Below are 16,982 nucleotides of genomic sequence, written 5' to 3'. Positions count from 1 at the left end.
GGTCGCCCATCGCCCCGTCCGACGACCGACGTGGGAACCACTCAGGGCCATGGATGTCGTACGGTCGGAGCCATGGCGACTGAGCAGCCGACGGACATCCTGGGTGAGATCGGCGGGTTCGTGGCGCGGATTCACGCGCTCGATCCGCACGCCCCGGCGGGCACCGAACTGACCGTGCGGGTCGACGGTCGCGAGACGCGGCTCATGCTGAGCGAACCCGTCGCCCAGGCGCTCAGGCTGGCGTTGCAGGACTACCACGACCCCCGCGACCTGGGATTCTGCGACCACTGCGGCGGTCCCCGGCTGGACGAGAACTTCCAGTGCCGCGACTGCGGCGGGCTCAACGGCGTATTCGGCCAGATGCTCGCCGAGCGGGCCTTCGGCTACAGCGAGCCGGAGGCAGCCGAGGCGCTGCCGCCCGCGCCCGACGGTGGCGGTCGGCACTCGCGACACGAGTCCTGACGTCCCACTGCCGGCCTGTTTCACAGCGGCGGGCCGGTGTAACGCCTGCCGTCGAGGTAGGGCCAGGGGTTGGCACGGCAGCCCCCCAGGCCGTACGTCTGCTGCTGCATCGTCGGAGCCGGCCTGCCCCGGCCGGGGCAGCGCTCGTGGTTGCGGCCGAGTTCGTGGCCGACCTCGTGGTTGACGACATAGCTGCGGTACACCGACAGTTCGATGCGGCCGCGGACGTAGTCGGGCACGGACAGCCGCCACCGGTTGAGGTTGATCACCACCCGGCCGGGCAGGCGGCACGACGTGTACGACACCCCGTCGAGCCTGGTGTCCATCCCGCCCGTGGCACAGAGCCTGCGGGTGGTCTCGCCGGTGGCCAGGTAGATCGTGAAGTCGTACGCCGAGCCCGCGGGCACCCGCTGCAACCGGCGCTGCCCGCCGCCGATCCAGCTGCGGGGGTCGCCGAGGGTCAGGTCGACCATGCGGGTGAACTCCGCGAGTTCGGCCCCGGCGATGTTGGTCTCGGCCGCGACGCGGAACCGCCGCAGCCCGCCCGCCCGGCCGAGCACACCGCCCTGCCCGGTCGCGTATTTCCAGGTGCCGGGCCCGGACCCGGGGAAGTCCCCGGGCAGTTGGTACACCGGCGACGGTGACGCCGACGGGCTCGGCAAGGCCGGAGTGGGCGACGTCCGGACGGCACCGGACACGGGACTCGGCGGCGCGGCTGGCTCGTCTGTTCCGCGCAGCATAGCCAGCCCGACCAGTGCGGCCCCCACCGACAGGCACAGCAGCGCGATCCGGTGCGGCGGCCGCCGTGGCGTCCTTTTCGGTCGGACGGACCGGCGACGAGCGGGTTCGGTCTGCGTGGCGTTCGGCACCGGCGCACGGTAGGCAGCAGGTGATCAAGAACTGTTGAAGAACCGGTGGCGACGGGATCCGTTGGCGGATCAGGCCTCGCCGAGGCACTTGCAGTGCACGATGGTCGCGTCGTCGGCCGCCACCGCATCGCGCGCCTCCGCCTGCCGGACCCGACGGACGATCTCGGCGGGCCCGTTCGACGCCAGCAGGGTCAGCAAGCCCGGCCAGTCGGTGAGCCCGAACCGGTCCACGATGCGGCTGGCGCCGTTGCTGAGCAGGACGGCCGAGGTCAGCTCGGCGATCGGAACGCTGCCGACGACCGCCTGGTCGGCGGCTCGCGGATCGTCTTTGGCCAGCCAGAAGCCGCCCGGCCGGTTCCGTCTGGCGCGCAGATCGCGCAGCACCTGCCGACGCTGCTCGCTGCCCTCGGCGGTGGCCTCGTACGCGGGCAGGTAGGTCCGGCTGACGGTCACCTCCCGTGGATCACCGACGACGAGCGGAGCACCGCCTGCCCGGTCGAGCACCAGGAACGAGTCACCGAGCACCAGGTATTCGGCGAGGTCGCCCGACACCCGCAGCATGGCCACCGTCGCCGACGGGCTGATCGGGTCGGCCACCTCGCAGGTGTCCCGGTGGACGTCGGTCACCTGCTCGATCGCCTCGGCCAGTAACGCCGGCAGGGGTTGGTCCGGCAGCAGCGACAGCAGCCCGAGCAGACTGCCGCCGAGGCGCGTGGTGTACCAGGCGACGCCATGCCGGCAGACCGAGTCCGCGCCGGGGATTCCGGCCCCGTCGAGGAGCACCGCGGCCGCCGCGGTGGCGGCGGCGAAGTCCTCGTTCACGCGCCCGGTCCGGGCCGGGACGCTGGTCATCGCCACCTGCATGTCGCCTCCCCCTGGCCGAGACGTCGACCCTACCGCCACCGGCCGGCCCGGCACGCGGCCGCGCATCCCCACGCGGACGCGTGCGGGCGGTAGGTTCGTCGTCATGCTTCCGCCCACCTCTCCCCGGCTCCGGCACGGCGTGCGCGCCATCGTGCTGGACGAACAGGACCGCGTGCTGCTCTGCCGGTTCGCCTTCGACGGGCTGGAGGGACCGGTCGTGGTGTGGGCGACCCCCGGTGGCGGGATCGAGCCCGGCGAGTCCCTGCTGGACGCGCTGCGGCGCGAGCTGGCCGAGGAGATCGGGCTGGCGGTGCCCGCCGATCCGCCGCACGTGTGGCATCAGGAGGTCGTCCGGGAGGGTCACATCGTCGGCTACGACGGGGTGATAAACGACGTCTTCCTGGTACGCACGGCGTCGTTCGCGCCGCGTGGCGCGATGACCGACGCGGAGCTGGCCGAGGAGAACATCAGCGAGTTCCGCTGGTGGACGCAGCAGGAGCTGACGCAGTACCGGGGGACCGATCTGTTCGCGCCACGGGCACTTCCTGCCGCCCTGGCGACGCTGCTGGCGCAGGGCCTGCCGGAGCAGCCGGTCCACCTGGGGCTCTGACTGTTCAGGCGGCGGGCAGCCGGATGGTGAAGGTGGTGCCCACGCCCAGCACGCTGACGACGTCCACGGTCCCGCCGTGGTCGGCGATGATCTGCCGGGCGATGGCCAGGCCGAGACCCGAGCCGGTGGTGTAGCGCTCTCCCCTGCCGCGGGCGCGGTCGGCGCGCCAGAGCCGGTCGAACAGGTGCGGCAGGTCCGCCTCGGCGATGCCGCTGCCGGTGTCGGCGACCTGGACGGCATGCCGGTCACCGTCGCCCGTGACGGTGAGGGTGATGGATCCGCCGGCCGCGGTGGCCGCGAGGGCGTTGCGGATGAGGTTGCCGATGACCTGGCGCAGCCGGTCCGGGTCGGCGAGCACCCGGCGATGTCCGGTGCCTTCGGTGGTCAGCGCGACTCCGGCCGCGGACGCCAGCGCCGCGTGTGCCGTCCGGCAGGTCGCGATGAGTTCACCCAGGTCGAGGGGCGTCTTCTGGTACGTCAGCACGCCCGCCTCGGCCAGCGCCAGGTCCTGCAGGTCGTCGACGATGCGCTGCTGCAGCACGGCTTCGTCGTGCAGGGAGTCGAACAGCTCGGGCGTGGGCGGCAGCACCCCGTCCTTGAGGGCCTCCAGGTAGCCGCGCAGGTTCGCCAGGGGTGTGCGCAGCTCGTGTGCCACATCGGAGATCATGCGGCGTTGCAGTTCCTCGCTGCGCTGCAGGGAGTCGGCCATGCGGTTGAACGAGCGGGCCAGCCCGGCCAGCTCGTCGTGTCCGCGTACCGGGACCCGTTCGGTGAGCTTGCCTTCGCCGACCCGGGCCGAGGCCGCGGTCAGCGCGCCGATGGGGCGCAGCACCCTGCGGCTGAGCAGCCAGGACGCACCCACGGCGGTGAGCGCGACGACGGCCGCGGTCAGCACGACGGATCGCACCGGCAGCGGTGGCCGTGGCTGCTCGGCCGCGCCGAGGTGGACCCGCATCTGCGCGGGTGCGTACGCGCCGACGGCCCGCGAGAACGCGTCCTGCAGGCACGGCAGCGCCTGCACGGCCTGGCCCTGGCAGGCCCGCAGTTCGGCCTCGAATGCCCGGTCGATCTCGCCGGGGACCTGTGCTCGCGCCGCGACCTCGCACGCTTTGGACTGCGCGCTGTACACGACGGGCTGCGGCGTGGGGATGCCCAGGTCGCCGCCGGTCAGGCGGACACCGATCCCCGCCCCGGTGAGGCAGGCCGCCAGACGCAGGCCGACCCGGTATTCGAACGAGGCCAGCAGCACGGCCTTGGCCCCGGTCGGCGCGCCGTATTTCGGCGAGGGCTGCCAGGTCGGGCGCGGATCGACGAGCAGCGCCGGCCCGGTGACGCCGCGTGCCGCGGTGCCGGACAGCAGGTCGGAGTCGGCCACGACCGTGCCGGAGACGGTGGTCACCTGGATGCGCTGCCCGGTCTGCAGGGACAGCTCGCGTACCCGGTCGGCGACGCCGTCCCAGCCGCCGTGGCCGCGCGCGAAGTCGGCCAGCTCGGCTGTGATCAGCGCCTGCTGCTCGGCGCTGGCGCTGGCGGTGCGGTCGAACTCGCGCGAGGCCTGCTGGAGGGTGAGCCAGGCGGTCGCCGCGGTGGCCGTCACCGCGATGAACATGATCAGCGCGACGACCCGCAGCCGGAAGCTCATGCGGGCACCCGCCGGGGTGAGCCGTTCACGGCTGCTCGGCCAGCCGGTAGCCGCGGCCGTAGACGGTCTGCACGTAGCGGGGCTCGGCCGGGTCGTCCTCGATCTTGCGACGCAGGTTCATCACGTGCGCGTCGACGGTGCGCTCCTCGACGTGGTTGTCGAACCCGAACGCCCGGTCGATGATCTGCGCCCGGGTGAAGACCCGGCCCGGTGCGGCGGCCAGGGCGGCGAGGATGCCGAACTCCTTGGCGGTGAGGGCGACGAGCCGGCCGGCGGCCCGTACCTCGAAGCGTCCTTCGTCGATCTCCAGGTCGCCGACCCGCAGGACCTCCTCCTTGGCGGTGCCGGGGCGGGCCCGGCGCAGCAGCGCCCGCACCCGGGCGGCGAGCTGCCGCGGGCTGAACGGCTTGGTGACGTAGTCGTCGGCGCCGAGGTCGAGGCCGACGAGAATGTCCTCCTCGGTGCTGCGGGCGGTGAGCAGCAGGATCGCCACGTCGGACTCGGCCCGCAGGATCCGGCACACGTCCAGGCCGCCGAGGGTCGGCATCATCACGTCGAGCACGACCAGGTCCGGCCGGTACGCGCGGCAGCGTTCCAGCGCCGCGAGGCCGTCGCCGACGACCTGGACGCTGTGGCCCTCGCGTTCGAGGTAGACGCGCAGCAGGTGGGCCTGCTTGGGGTCGTCCTCGGCGATCAGCACGCGCGCGCTCACTGCGGCCCTCCTGGTCTGGAAGGTCCGACCTTAGCCGCCGGTCAACGCGGTGGCACCGGCCCGGCGGGGCGCTTCATCACCGCCGGACCGTTTCTTCACCGGTTCTTCATGCGGACGGGCGCCGCCAGTGCGGGTCGCGACCGGTCCCGCCGAGCAGCCGGGTGAACGGGTCGGCATCGGCGGCCACCGGCACCTGTTCGCCGAAGACCTTCCACTCCCTGGCCCTGGGCCCCATCTCGTCGACCATGGTGAGCAGCTCGGCGACGGCGGCCGGGTCCGGCGCGTACGGCAGGCCGGTGGCGACGGCGAGGTCCCACGGGTGCAGGGTGAGGTCCAGCAGCGCCATGCGGCCGACGGCCGGCTGGGGCAGGCCCATCCCGGGCGAGACGCCCGCCAGCACCGACTCGGGTGTCCAGGCCTGTACGAGGGCGTCGGTCTCGGCGGCGAAGCGGGCACGCCAGTCCGTGCCGAGCACGTCGGGGGTGCCGGAGAAGTCGGCGACCTCGCGGCGGGCCAGGCTCTGGAAGTTCACGACGACCTGGAACAGGTGGTTGACCAGGTCACCGACCCGGAACCCGGCGCACGGGGTCGCGGCGTCGAGCTGGTCGTCGGTGACGGCATCGAGAACGGGCACGGCCCGGTCTGCGGATGCGCGTAGTAGGTTCGAGATCGCGGTCATGCGCCGAACGCTAATCAGCGGGCCGCGGGAGGTCTTGAACAATTGCGACAGCCACGCCGGGACACCCGGGGCATCGTCGACCCCGCCGAGCTGCTGCGGCAGGTGCGGTTCCGGCGGCTGGCCCCCGCGGCCGAGCTGGCGGAGCTGGTCGAGCACTACTGGTTCCTCGACTGGGATCTGGACCGGCCGTTCGAGCAGCACGTCGTCGGGCATCCGGCGGTGAACCTCTTCGTGCAACGACCGACCGCGGACGACCCGGTGACCTGCGAGGTGTCCGGCGTCGACCGGGAGCTGTTCTCCGTCAAGCTGGCCGAGCAGGGCTGGGTGCGCGGGGTGCGGTTCCGGCCGGGCGCGTTCCGGGCGTTCTCGGGCCGAACGGCCGCGGAGCTGACCGGCCGGCGGGTGCCGCTGGCGCAGGTCCTGCCGGTGGCCGACCCCGGTGAGCGGCTGGCGGCCGCGGCGACGGACCCGGCGGCGGCCGCGGTGCTCGACGAGCTGCTGCTGAGCCTGCGGCCGGAGGCCGACGAGCCGGTGCGCCTGGCGATGCGGCTGGTGCACCGGATCCGGCACGACCGGGAGCTGCGCCGGGTCGAGCAGCTGGCGCAGCAGGCGGGTTTGTCGGTGCGCTCCTTGCAGCGCCTGTTCACGCAGTACGTGGGCATCGGCCCCAAGCAGGTGATCCTGCGCTACCGGGTGCACGGGGCGATCGAGCGCGCCGAGGGCGAGGTGGACTGGGCGGCGGTCGCCGGGGAGCTGGGCTACAGCGACCAGGCGCACCTGGTTCGCGAGGTCACCGCCACGATCGGGCTGCCGCCTGCCGCGTACGCGGCCTCGCTGCGCTGACCGCCCCTCGAAAATGACACTTGAGCGATCGCTCAAACAGTCGTACAGTCTGTTTGAGCGATCGCTCAACACTCGGTTCGGGAGAGGCGGAGACCGGTGGCACGCCCGTTGTACATCGAGGTCCACATCCGGGCCGAGCTCGACAGAGTCTGGGAGTTCACCCAGGACCCGGCGCTGCACCAGCGCTGGGACGCCCGGTTCACCACCATCGAGTACCTGCCCGGCACCAGCCCGCAGCGCTTCCGGTACGCGACCCGGCTCCTGCCCGGCCTCACCGTGGCGGGCGAGGGCGTCACCGCGGGCGAGCGCTTGCGCCCCGACGGCACCCGCACCTCCGCGCTGCGCTTCCACTCCCGGCTGATGACCGGCTCCGGTTACTGGCGGTACGTGCCGACACCCACCGGGGTGCGCTTCCTGACCGGGTACGACTACACGCCGCGCTGGCCGCTGCTCGACCTGGTCATGCGCCCGCTCATGGGCTGGGCGACCGCCTGGTCCTTCGACCGCCTGCGCATCTGGCTGGAGGACGGCGTCGCCCCCCGGCGTTCGCCGCTGCGGCTGCTGCCCCGCTGGGGTGCGCCGTCTGCCGGCCGCTGCCTGCGCGTCCCGCCGGACCGGACCGCCGGCCGCGCCCCATCCCTGCTGGAGGCACTGTGAACTCGCTGTTCCACACCGCGCTCGGCGATGACTTCGACCGCCTGCACCCGCGCCTGCGGGAGCGCTTCGGCTTCACCAGCACCGACGGGCGCGGCTGCGTCGGCCACGGTGTCATGGACCGCATCTGGCGCGGGCCCGCGTACACCCGGCCGTTTCTCGCGCTGGGCACCATGCGCAACATCCTGTTCCCCGAGCAGGGCCGCAACGTGCCGTTCACCATCGAGAACTATGCCTACCCCGACTCCTACGGCCGCGAGACGCTCACCTTCGTACGCACCTTCGAACTGCCCCGGCGGCGGCGCCGGTTCGACGCCACGATGGTCTGGGACCCGCACCGCGAGGTGATCGTCGACTACCTCGGCACGCACCAGCACATCGCCGCCGACCTGCACCTTCGCGTCGACGAGCAGGGCGGTCTGCACCTGCGCAGCGGGCAGATGCGCTTCCGCGGACCCGGTGTGGACACCAGGCTGCCGGCCGCCGCGACCGCGGTCGCCGACGTCCACGAACGCTACGACGACGCGGCCGGCGTCTTCCGCATCGACGTGCGGGTGGTCAACCCGTGGTTCGGGCCCGTGTTCGGCTACACCGGCGCCTTCACCGTTCGCTACGTGGACACCGACGCCGCGCCGGTCCCCGCCTCCGTCAAGCCCTACCGCGAGCAGCCCCGCTACTGACCGCCCACGATGCCCCGACCGGCGCGGCCGCTGCTAGAGTCGGCGGCGCACCAGCCTTGATCCACTGGTGCGGTCGTGTTGCGGGGGCTTCACACCGGGAGAATCACCGATGGCGGAGCGGAGTGCCCAGCCAGCACCAGACGTACCGGTGGAGCTGCACAGCTTAGAGGCCAAACGGACCGCGCGGCCGGAGCCGCAGACACCGGCCGTGCCCGCTCCGCGTACGGAGCAGCAGGTCCCAGCGGCACCGGCGGAGCCGCTCGTACCGCCAGCACCGGCTGATCCTGCCCCGGCAGCAACCCCGGCGCAGCCGAAACCGGCCCACGCGGGGTTCCGCCGGGACATCGAGGGCATCCGGGCTCTGGCCGTGGTGCTGGTGATGGTGGGCCACGCCGGGGTGAGCGCGGTGTCCGGCGGGTTCGTCGGCGTGGACGTCTTCTTCGTGATCTCCGGATTCCTCATCACCGGCCTGCTGGTGTCCGAGATCGAGCGGACCGGCCGCATCTCGCTGACCGGCTTCTACGCACGGCGTGCCAAGCGCCTGCTGCCGGCGGCGGCCGTGGTGCTGGCCGCGTCCCTGGTGTTGACCTACACGCTCCTGCCGACCACGCGGTGGCGCGGCATCGGCTGGGACGTGATCGCCAGCGGGCTGTACGTGATGAACTGGCGCCTGGCCGATCAGGCCGTGGACTACCTCGCCGCCACGGACGCCCCCAGCATCCTGCAGCACTTCTGGTCGCTGGCCGTCGAGGAGCAGTTCTACCTGGTCTGGCCGCTGCTGCTGATCGCGGTCAGCTGGCTGGCCGCCCGGCGCGGCGGCCCGCGCCGGACGCGCCCGCTGTTCCTGGCCGGGCTCGCCCTGATCGGCATCCCGTCGCTGGTGTGGTCGATCCAGCTCACCGAGACCGACCCCGCCCGCGCCTACTTCGTCACCACGACCCGGCTGTGGGAACTCGCGCTCGGCGCGGGCGTGGCCATCCTCGGCGGACGGCTCGCCAGGATGCCGCGCAGCGCAGGCGCGGTGCTGGGCTGGGTCGGCCTGGTCGCGGTGGTCGTCGCAGCGCTGGTCACCGACAAGGCGACCCCGTTTCCCGGGTACGCCGCGCTGCTGCCGACGCTGGGCACGGCGGCGATCATCGCCGGTGGCATGACGGCCGGGCGGCGCGGACCCGAACTCGTGCTCGGCCTGCGCCCGGTGCGCGCGATCGGAGCGGTGTCGTACTCGCTCTACCTGTGGCACTGGCCGCTGCTGATGGTGGCCGACTCGCAGTTCGGGCCGCTGAGCCCGCTGCAGGGGCTGGGCGTGGTGGCCTTCAGCGCCGTCCCGGCCGTGCTCACCCACCGGTTCGTGGAGAACCCGGTCCGGTTCGGCGCCAGGTTCTCCGTCCGGCCGGCGCGCGCCCTCCAGCTCGGCCTGGCCTGCACGGTCATCCCGCTGGCCGCGGCGCTGACCTTCCAGTTCGTGGTCCTGCCGGCCGCGACCCGGGTGGACCCCGACGTGGTGAGCGCGGGTGCGGCCGCCCTGCCCGCGCCGTCGGCGTCGCAGGCGCCCCCGGTGCTCGTCGACCAGGTGGACCACATCAGCCCCGACCCCGCGGCGGCCCGCGACGACCTCGGCGGCGCGTACGGCAACGGCTCCACGTGCATCTCCTCGCTGGGCGAACCTGTCCGCACCTGCGTCTTCGGCGCCCCGGACGGGGTGTTCACGGTCGCGCTCGTGGGCGACTCGCACGCCGCGCACTGGTTCCCGGCCGTCGAGACCGTCGCCCGCGAGCAGGGCTGGAAGCTGGTCACCTACCTGAAGTCCGCCTGCCCGCTGCTCGATGCCGAGGTGCTCTACAAGGGCAAGCCGTTCAAGGACTGCACCGAGTGGAACGCCGAGGTCAAGTCCCGGCTGGCCGGTCCGGAGCGGCCCGACCTGGTGATCGTGTCCAACAGCGCGCGCTACGTCGTCACCAGCAAGGGCAAGCAGCTGTCCCACCTCAGCCCTGAGGGTATCCAGGCCGCCGAGCAGGCCATGCGCACCAGCTGGAGCGGCCTGTCCGCGGCCGGCCCCCTCGTGGTCGTACTGCGCGACGTGCCCCGTCCCGACCTGGACATCCCCGAGTGCGTGGCGAAGAACCGCGAGCAGCTGACCCGGTGCGCCTTTCCGCGCCAGGAGGCCGAGGCCTCCAGCGTGATGCAGCAGCGCGCGGCGAGCGCGGCCGGGCTCGCCGTGATCGACCTGACCGAGTCGATCTGCCCCGGCGACCGGTGCCCGGCGGTGCTCGGCAACGTGCTCATCTACCGCGACGACAACCACCTGACCGCGACGTACGCCCGTTCGCTCGCGCCACGGCTCGCCACCGCCCTGACGGACACGCTGCGGTCCTCTCCGCTGGCCGACCGGGCCTTCGGCTGACCGGCGGCCGCCACCTGGCAGGGTGGACGGGACGGAACCGAGAGAGGTGACCATGGCACAGCAGACCCGATGGGTGACCGACACCACGCAGGGCCACTCCCAGCGGCTCGTCGACCGCTTCCGGCAGATGGCGGCCGAGGGGCGTGACCTGGCCGGGGAGGCGCGGATGCTCGACGCGGTCATCGCGCCCGGGTCGACCGTGCTCGACGCGGGTTGCGGCAGCGGCCGGGTGGGCGCGGCCCTCGCGGCACGTGGGCACGCCGTGCTCGGCGTCGACGCCGACGAGACCCTGATCGAGGCGGCCCGCCATGACTTCCCGGACGTCGAGTGGGCCGTCGGCGACCTCACCGAGCTCGACCTGCGCTCGGGCGGCCACTCGCGGTTGTTCGACGCCGCGATCCTGGCCGGCAACGTGATGCTCTACCTCGCGCCGGACACCGAGGCCGAGGTGCTGCGCCGGGTCGGCGCACATGTGCGCCCCGACGGTCCGGTGGTGGTCGGCTTCGGCACCGGACGCGGGTACGACCTGGCCGACTTCGACGCCCACGCCGCCGGGGCCGGACTCGTGGTGGAGCACCGTTTCGCCACCTGGGACCTGCGCCCGTGGCGGCCGGACGCCGATTTCGCGGTGACGGTGCTGCGCCGTCCGGCCTGAGGCGGGGACGGCCGTGTAATGACCGCTGTTTCGGGTCGGCATCCGGGTTCACCCGCAGCTTCCGACAGACGGCGATCTTCGGCCGGCTCGGCCGAACCGGCACCCGGGCGAGCTGCCGGGCGCCCGGGTGGGCTCAGGAGGTGCGGGTGGTGCGGGTCGCCTGCCACTTCTCGACGAGGGCGGCGATCTCCTCCTGCAGGAACAGGAAGAACTCGGTCATCTCGGTGATGCGGGCACCGGCGGCGGTGTCCGCGCCGACCGCGGAGACACCCTCGCTCATCACGTCGGCAACCTGCTTGTAGACGCCACCCTTGGCCACGCTGGCCATGTACCAGGAGTTACCGACCGAGCGGTAGCGGGTGCTGCGGGAACCGGGCACCGGCTCCCGCAGCACCAGTCCGATCTGGACCAGGTAGCGCACGGCCTCGGAGGCGGCGGCAGGACTGACCCCGAGCCATTCGCCGAGCTGGGCGGCGGTCAGCACGCCGTCCTCGGCGACCGTCAGCGCGCCGAGCACCCGCGCAGGCATCCGGGGGAAACCGAGGTCGTTCAGCGTCATCGCCAGGTGCTCGACGAACCGCCGTACGGCTTCCTCGTCACGTTCTGCCATCCGCACATCCTCCATCACCGCCGCCGCCCGAGGCTCAGGTGGCCAGGTCCCGCCGCCGGAACAGCGCCATGCCGGCCGCCGTGAGCGCGACCGCGACCGCCGTCAGCGCGAGCAGCGGCGTCGCCGACAGGTCCACCGCCGGGATCGCCGGCACGTGCGTGAACGGAGACAGGTCGCGGACGATCTGGGGCAGCCCGAACAGGTCGCCGAGCAGGCCACAGGCGATGCTCAGCACGAGCATCCCCCAGGCCGCGCCGACCACGAGCCGCGGCAGGCCACCGAACGCCAGCACCACCACACCGGCCACGACCAGCGCCGCCGGCAGCTGGGCGAGCCCGGCCCCGGCCAGCGTCAGCACGCCCACGTCACCGCCGGACGCGGCGTCGGCGAGCCCGGTGAACGCCCCGGCCAGCGCGAGCATCACTGCCGCCCCGACGACCGCGCAGGCCACGTGCGCGCCCACCCAGCGGACCCGGCCGACCGCTGTGGACAGCACCGCCTCCGCGGTGCCGCCGACCTCCTCCGAGCGCAGCCGCAGCAGCGCCTGGATGACGAAGCCCGCCGCGAGCGCCCCGTAGGTGTTCATCATCGCGGCGAAGAAGATGCTGACCAGGTCGGGACCGCCGCCCCCGGCGAGCCCTTCCATCATCTCGACCACACCCGCGTTCGTGCCCAGGGCGTCCTTCACGGTCTTGCCCAGCGAGCCGATGCCCAGGCCGAACACCGCTCCGCCGACGACCCAGCCGATGGTGGAGCCCTTGTTGAGCCGCCAGGCCAGGCCCAGCGGGCTGCGCAGGCCACGCGAGGCGTGGGCCGGTCCGGGCCGGTCCGGGATCAGGCCTGCGCCCAGGTCCCGGCGGTCGACCAGGGCGAACGCGACGGCCACGCACACCGCGAACAGAGCCAGCGGCAGGGCCAGCGCCCACCAGCGCTCCTGCCCGTACGGGCGGACCAGCGCGCCCCAGCCCAGTGGCGACAGCCAGGACAGCCAGGACGGGGTGACCGTGAGTCCGTCGGCCGAGCGCTCGCCGAGCGCGTCGCCGATGCCGCGGATCAGGTAGAAGACGCCGACCGCGGAGGCCGCGAAGCCGTTGGCGGCGCGCGCGCCCTGGAAGAGCTGCGCGGCGATGCCCGCGATCCCGGCGAAGGCCAGCCCCGTGACGGTGCACGCGGCACCGAACGCGAGCGCGCCCTCGGCCGCCAGGCCGCCCGCGAGGATGGTGCCGGTCATCGCCGCGCCGAACAGCACGTTGGCGGCGAAGACCAGGACCAGCGCGGCGGTGAGCGGGGCATGCCGGCCCACCGCCCCGGCCCCGATCAGCTCGGCACGGCCGTTCTCCTCGTTCTGCCGGGTATGCCGGACCACCGCGAAGGTGCTCATCAGCGCGACGACCACCAGGATCGAGGCGAGGTTGCGGAAGTTGACCAGCGCGCCCAGGTCGGAGCCGACCGGCACGCCGCGCATCACCAGCACGGCCGGGCTGGACCCCGCGCCCTGCAGCGCGGTGATACGCGACTCCTCCGTCGGGAACTCACTGGCCACGGCGCTGGTGCCGGCCGACATCATCGCGGCGGAGGCGAGGATCCAGATGGGCAGCTGGATCCGGTCCCGCCGGGCGGCGAGGCGGACCAGCCGGCCGGTGCCCGCGTACGCGCTCACCGCGACACCTCGGCCGGGGCCGGTTCCTTGCCGTAGTGGCGCATGAACAGCTCCTCCAGCGTCGGCGGCTGGCTGGTCAGCGCCCGCACGTCGAACGTGGCGAGGTGGGCCAGCACGGCCGGCAGCGCGGTCGCGTCGACGTCGAAGCGGGCCCGGGTGGTGTCGGCCTCCAGGTCGTGCACGCCGGGCAGCCCGTCCAGACCGGTCAGCGGCTCGCCGGCCTCCACGGTGATCGTGGTCCGGGTCAGGTGGCGCAGCTCGGACAGGGTGCCGGACTCGACGGTGACGCCCTCGCGGATGATGCTCACCCGCGAGCACAGCGCCTCGACCTCGGAGAAGATGTGGCTGGACAGCAGCACGGTGGCGCCCTTGGCGGTGACCTCGCGCACGGTCTGCTGGAACGCCGCCTCCATCAGCGGGTCCAGGCCCGAGGTCGGCTCGTCGAGGATGAACAGCTCGACGTCGGAGGAGAACGCGGCGACCAGCGCGACCTTCTGCCGGTTGCCCTTGGAGTAGGTGCGGCAGCGTTTGGTGGGGTCGAGCTGGAAGCGCTCCTCCAGCTCCTTGCGGCGGGCGGGGTCGAGGCCGCCGCGCAGGTCGCCGAACAGGTCGACGGCCTCGCCGCCGGTGAGGTTGGGCCACAGGTTGACGTCGCCCGGCACGTAGGCCAGGCGGCGGTGCAGGGCGACGGCGTCGCGCCAGGGGTCGCCGCCGAGCACCTGGACCTGGCCCGCGTCGGCGCGCAGCAAACCGAGCAGGACCCGGATGGTGGTCGATTTCCCGGCGCCGTTCGGCCCGAGCAGGCCGTGCACCTCGCCGGTGGCGACGGTCAGGTCCAAGCCGTCAAGGGCGCGGCTGCGCCCGAACGCCTTGGTCAGACCGGTCGCGGAGATCGCGTGAGTCATAGTTCGGAACGTACGCTCTTTTCACAACTTCGTGAAGATTCTGGAGCGTCAGGATTTTGTAGTTTCCATCGCAGCGGCGGGCGGCCCTGCTCAGCGCTGGTCGTCGCCGTCCGGTACGGGGCGGTGCAGCCCTTCGGTGAACGCGCGCTCCGCGGCTGCGGCCTCCGGCGCGGTCAGGCCCGGCGGCGGGGGCACCGCGGGCAGGTTGAGCACCATGGTCAGGCCGCCGCCGGGGGTCGTCTCCGGCAGCAGCGTCCCGCCCATCGCCTCGGCCAGGCCCCGGGACAGGGCCAGCCCCAGCCCCACGCCCGTCGCGTTGTCCCGGTCGCCGAGCCGCTGGAACGGCAGGAACACCTGGTCGCGCTGGCCCTCGGGGATGCCGGGGCCGTGGTCGATCACCCGCAGCTCGACCAGGTCACCGTGCTCGCTGGCGGTGACCAGCGGCGGGCGGTCCGGCGGGCTGAACCGCAGCGCGTTGCCGACGACGTTCACCACCACCCGCTGCAGCAGCCCCGGATCGGCCCGTACCGCCGGCAAATCGTCGGGTATCCGGACCCGGACGTCCCGCCCGGGCACACCCAGTTCGTCCAGTGCCGACGGGACGGCCTCGTCCAGCCAGACGTCGACGGCCGTCATCCCCAGCACGCCCGCCTGCAGCCGGCTCATGTCCAGCAGGTTGCTGACCAGGCCGGTGAGCCGGTCCAGCGACTCGGCCGCGGTCGCCAGCAGCTCCCGCTTGTCCTCCGCGCTGAACTCCACGTCCTGGCTGCGCAGCCCGGCCACCGCGGCGACCGCCGAGGCCAGCGGGGTGCGCAGGTCGTGGCTGACCGCGGCGAGCAGCGCCGTACGCAGCTTGTCGGCCTCTTCGAGAGGCTTGGCCCGGGCCGCCTCCTCGGCCAGGCGTTCCTGGCGCAGCGCCACCGCCGCCTGGGCCGCGAAGGCCTCGATGATCCGCCGGTCGGCCGCCGCCGGGGCCGGGCCGCGCAGCACCAGGGTGAGCTCCTCGTCGACGGGCACGGCGGTGTCGCCCTGGGCCGGGGTGAAGCAGGGCTCGCCGCCCACGGTCGCGGCGACCCGCCACGCGGTGGGATCGCCCTGGCAGTCGGGGCCGGGCGGCCCGTCGCCGCGGCGTTCGAGCACGGTGACCGCGTCGAGCTGGAAGGTCTCGCGCAGGTTGTCCAGCAGCGCCCGCAGCGGGCTGGCGCCGCGCAGCACGCTGCCCGCGACGGTGGCCAGCGTGCTCGCGTCGGCCGAGGCGCGGGCGGCCTCCCTGGTACGCCGCGCCGCCAGGTCGACCACGGCGCTGACCGCCGCGCCGACCACGGCGAACACGACCAGGGCCAGCACGTTCTCCTGTTCGGAGATGGTGAACGTGTGCACGGGCGGGGTGAAGAAGAAGTTCAGCAGCACCGAGGCGGCCACCGCGGCCAGCAGCGCCGGCCACAGCCCGCCCACCAGAGCGACGGCGATCACCATCGCGAGATACAGCAGGATGTCGCTGGCCAGGGTGAGGTCGTCGCGCAGCGCGTAGAGCACCAGCGTCAGCAGCGGCAGCCCGGCCACGGCCAGCGCGAACCCCGCCATCCGGCGGCGCGGGGACAGCGCCGACATCCCGCCGCCGAAGGCGGGCCGCTTCCCTCGGCCGCTGCGCTCATGCGACACCAGGTGCACGTCGATCGGACCGGACAGCGCGGTCGCGGTCACCCCCACCCCGGGCGAGAACAGCTGCGCGATCCGGCCGCGGCGGCTCGCGCCGAGCACGAGCTGGGTCGCGTTGACGCCGCGGGCGAAGTCGAGCAGTGCGCGCGGGATGTCACTGCCGGTGACCTGGTGGTACGTCCCGCCGAGGCTCTCCACGAGCAGGCGGTGCCTGGCCAGCAGCGCCGGGTCGGCCCCGGCCAGCCCGTCGGAGCGCGCCACGTGCAGGGCGAGCAGGTCGGCGCCCTTGCTGCGGCCCGCGATCCGGGCCGCCCGCCGGATCAGGGTCTCGCCCTCGGGGCCGCCGGTGACGGCGACGACCACCCGCTCGCGGGTCTCCCAGGTCCTGGCGATGTCGTGGTCGGCGCGGTAGCGGTCCAGCTGGTCGTCCACTTTGTCGGCCAGCCAGAGCAACGCCAGCTCGCGCAGCGCGGTGAGGTTGCCGACGCGGAAGTAGTTGCCGAGCGCGGCGTCGATCTTCTCCGCGCCGTAGACGTTGCCGTGGGCCATGCGCCGGCGCAGCGCCTCCGGAGTCATGTCGACCAGCTCGACCTGGTCGGCCTGGCGCACGACCTGGTCGGGCACGGTCTCCCGCTGGGCCACGCCGGTGATCTGCTCGACCACGTCGTTGAGCGACTCCAGGTGCTGGATGTTCACCGTGGACAGCACGGTGATCCCGGCGTCGAGCAGCTCGGCGATGTCCTGCCAGCGTTTGACGTTGCGGCCGCCGGGCACGTTGGTGTGGGCCAGCTCGTCGACCAGCACCACCTGCGGCGCACGGGCGATCACGGCGTCGACGTCCAGCTCGGTGAAGGCGGCCCCGCGATACTCCACCTGCCGGCGCGGCACCACTTCGAGGCCGCCGACCAGGTCGGCGGTGTGCTGCCGCCCGTGCGTCTCCACGAAGCCCACGACGACGTCGGTGCCCCGCCCCCGGCGGCGCTGCGCCTCCTCCAGCATGGCGTACGTCTTGCCGACGCCCGGCGCGGCGCCCAGGTAGATGCGCAGCTGTCCCCGTGCCATAAGGGCGATCATCCC

The 16,982-nt window shown here is 73.3% G+C and carries 16 protein-coding genes; 7 read left to right on the top strand and 9 right to left on the bottom strand.

The window, feature by feature from the left end; translation table 11 throughout:
• Positions 1 to 72: 72 nt before the first annotated feature.
• Positions 73 to 462: a hypothetical protein gene (locus F6W97_RS17165; protein WP_155371362.1), complete on the top strand. Its 390-nt coding sequence runs from the start codon at positions 73 to 75 to the stop codon at positions 460 to 462.
• A 20-nt stretch (positions 463 to 482) separates the two neighbouring features.
• On the opposite strand, the gene F6W97_RS17160 is transcribed toward F6W97_RS17165, so the two are convergent.
• Positions 483 to 1,094, bottom strand: coding sequence for a DUF3152 domain-containing protein (locus F6W97_RS17160; protein WP_230686750.1), 612 nt, complete (start codon positions 1,092 to 1,094; stop codon positions 483 to 485).
• A 306-nt stretch (positions 1,095 to 1,400) separates the two neighbouring features.
• On the bottom strand, positions 1,401 to 2,195 hold the full coding sequence (locus F6W97_RS17155; RefSeq protein WP_155371360.1) for a protein phosphatase 2C domain-containing protein: 795 nt from the start codon (positions 2,193 to 2,195) through the stop codon (positions 1,401 to 1,403).
• Positions 2,196 to 2,298: 103 nt separating this feature from the next.
• Between F6W97_RS17155 and F6W97_RS17150 the strand changes: the two genes are divergently transcribed.
• The gene (locus F6W97_RS17150; protein WP_155371359.1) at positions 2,299 to 2,805 is read left to right on the top strand and encodes an NUDIX domain-containing protein; all 507 of its coding nucleotides are present in this window, start codon (positions 2,299 to 2,301) and stop codon (positions 2,803 to 2,805) included.
• 4 nt (positions 2,806 to 2,809) lie between these two features.
• Here F6W97_RS17150 and F6W97_RS17145 read toward each other — a convergent pair whose 3' ends face one another.
• The 3 genes from F6W97_RS17145 to F6W97_RS17135 form a co-directional block, all read right to left on the bottom strand.
• Positions 2,810 to 4,447: a sensor histidine kinase gene (locus tag F6W97_RS17145; RefSeq protein ID WP_155371358.1), complete on the bottom strand. Its 1,638-nt coding sequence runs from the start codon at positions 4,445 to 4,447 to the stop codon at positions 2,810 to 2,812.
• A 25-nt stretch (positions 4,448 to 4,472) separates the two neighbouring features.
• Positions 4,473 to 5,159: a response regulator transcription factor gene (locus tag F6W97_RS17140; protein WP_155371357.1), complete on the bottom strand. Its 687-nt coding sequence runs from the start codon at positions 5,157 to 5,159 to the stop codon at positions 4,473 to 4,475.
• A gap of 106 nt (positions 5,160 to 5,265) precedes the next feature.
• Positions 5,266 to 5,838 carry a TIGR03086 family metal-binding protein gene (locus F6W97_RS17135; protein ID WP_155371356.1) on the bottom strand — a complete coding sequence of 191 codons (573 nt, stop codon included), beginning with the start codon at positions 5,836 to 5,838 and terminating at the stop codon, positions 5,266 to 5,268.
• 42 nt (positions 5,839 to 5,880) lie between these two features.
• Here F6W97_RS17135 and F6W97_RS17130 point away from each other — a divergent pair, with 42 nt between their 5' ends.
• The 5 genes from F6W97_RS17130 (at position 5,881) to F6W97_RS17110 (ending at position 11,071) form a co-directional block, all read left to right on the top strand.
• Positions 5,881 to 6,681 carry a helix-turn-helix domain-containing protein gene (locus tag F6W97_RS17130; protein WP_155371355.1) on the top strand — a complete coding sequence of 267 codons (801 nt, stop codon included), beginning with the start codon at positions 5,881 to 5,883 and terminating at the stop codon, positions 6,679 to 6,681.
• Positions 6,682 to 6,777: 96 nt separating this feature from the next.
• On the top strand, positions 6,778 to 7,338 hold the full coding sequence (locus F6W97_RS17125; RefSeq protein ID WP_230686749.1) for an SRPBCC family protein: 561 nt from the start codon (positions 6,778 to 6,780) through the stop codon (positions 7,336 to 7,338).
• Complete coding sequence (locus F6W97_RS17120) at positions 7,335 to 8,015, top strand: DUF4166 domain-containing protein (RefSeq protein WP_155371354.1); 681 nt, start codon at positions 7,335 to 7,337, stop codon at positions 8,013 to 8,015. The genes F6W97_RS17125 and F6W97_RS17120 overlap by 4 nt, the downstream gene beginning before the upstream one ends.
• 208 nt (positions 8,016 to 8,223) lie before the next feature.
• Entirely contained in the window at positions 8,224 to 10,416 is a 2,193-nt protein-coding gene (locus F6W97_RS17115) for an acyltransferase family protein (protein ID WP_407924582.1), read from the top strand.
• A gap of 52 nt (positions 10,417 to 10,468) precedes the next feature.
• Positions 10,469 to 11,071, top strand: a complete 603-nt coding sequence (locus F6W97_RS17110; protein ID WP_155371352.1) for a class I SAM-dependent methyltransferase — start codon at positions 10,469 to 10,471, stop codon at positions 11,069 to 11,071.
• Positions 11,072 to 11,204: 133 nt separating this feature from the next.
• Here F6W97_RS17110 and F6W97_RS17105 read toward each other — a convergent pair whose 3' ends face one another.
• From F6W97_RS17105 to F6W97_RS17090, 4 genes are all read right to left on the bottom strand, one after another.
• Positions 11,205 to 11,681, bottom strand: coding sequence for a GbsR/MarR family transcriptional regulator (locus F6W97_RS17105; RefSeq protein ID WP_155371351.1), 477 nt, complete (start codon positions 11,679 to 11,681; stop codon positions 11,205 to 11,207).
• Positions 11,682 to 11,715: 34 nt separating this feature from the next.
• Entirely contained in the window at positions 11,716 to 13,341 is a 1,626-nt protein-coding gene (locus tag F6W97_RS17100; protein WP_155371350.1) for an ABC transporter permease, read from the bottom strand.
• The gene (locus tag F6W97_RS17095) at positions 13,338 to 14,246 is read right to left on the bottom strand and encodes an ABC transporter ATP-binding protein (RefSeq protein WP_155371349.1); all 909 of its coding nucleotides are present in this window, start codon (positions 14,244 to 14,246) and stop codon (positions 13,338 to 13,340) included. The genes F6W97_RS17100 and F6W97_RS17095 overlap by 4 nt, the downstream gene beginning before the upstream one ends.
• Positions 14,247 to 14,336: 90 nt before the next feature.
• Positions 14,337 to 16,967, bottom strand: a complete 2,631-nt coding sequence (locus tag F6W97_RS17090; RefSeq protein ID WP_155371348.1) for a DUF4118 domain-containing protein — start codon at positions 16,965 to 16,967, stop codon at positions 14,337 to 14,339.
• Positions 16,968 to 16,982: the final 15 nt, after the last annotated feature.

This window comes from Catellatospora vulcania (genome assembly GCF_009720385.1).
Lineage (GTDB): Bacteria > Actinomycetota > Actinomycetes > Mycobacteriales > Micromonosporaceae > Catellatospora > Catellatospora vulcania.
The sequence above is the reverse complement of the archived record's forward strand: the minus strand, read 5'-3'. Positions and strand labels throughout refer to the sequence as shown.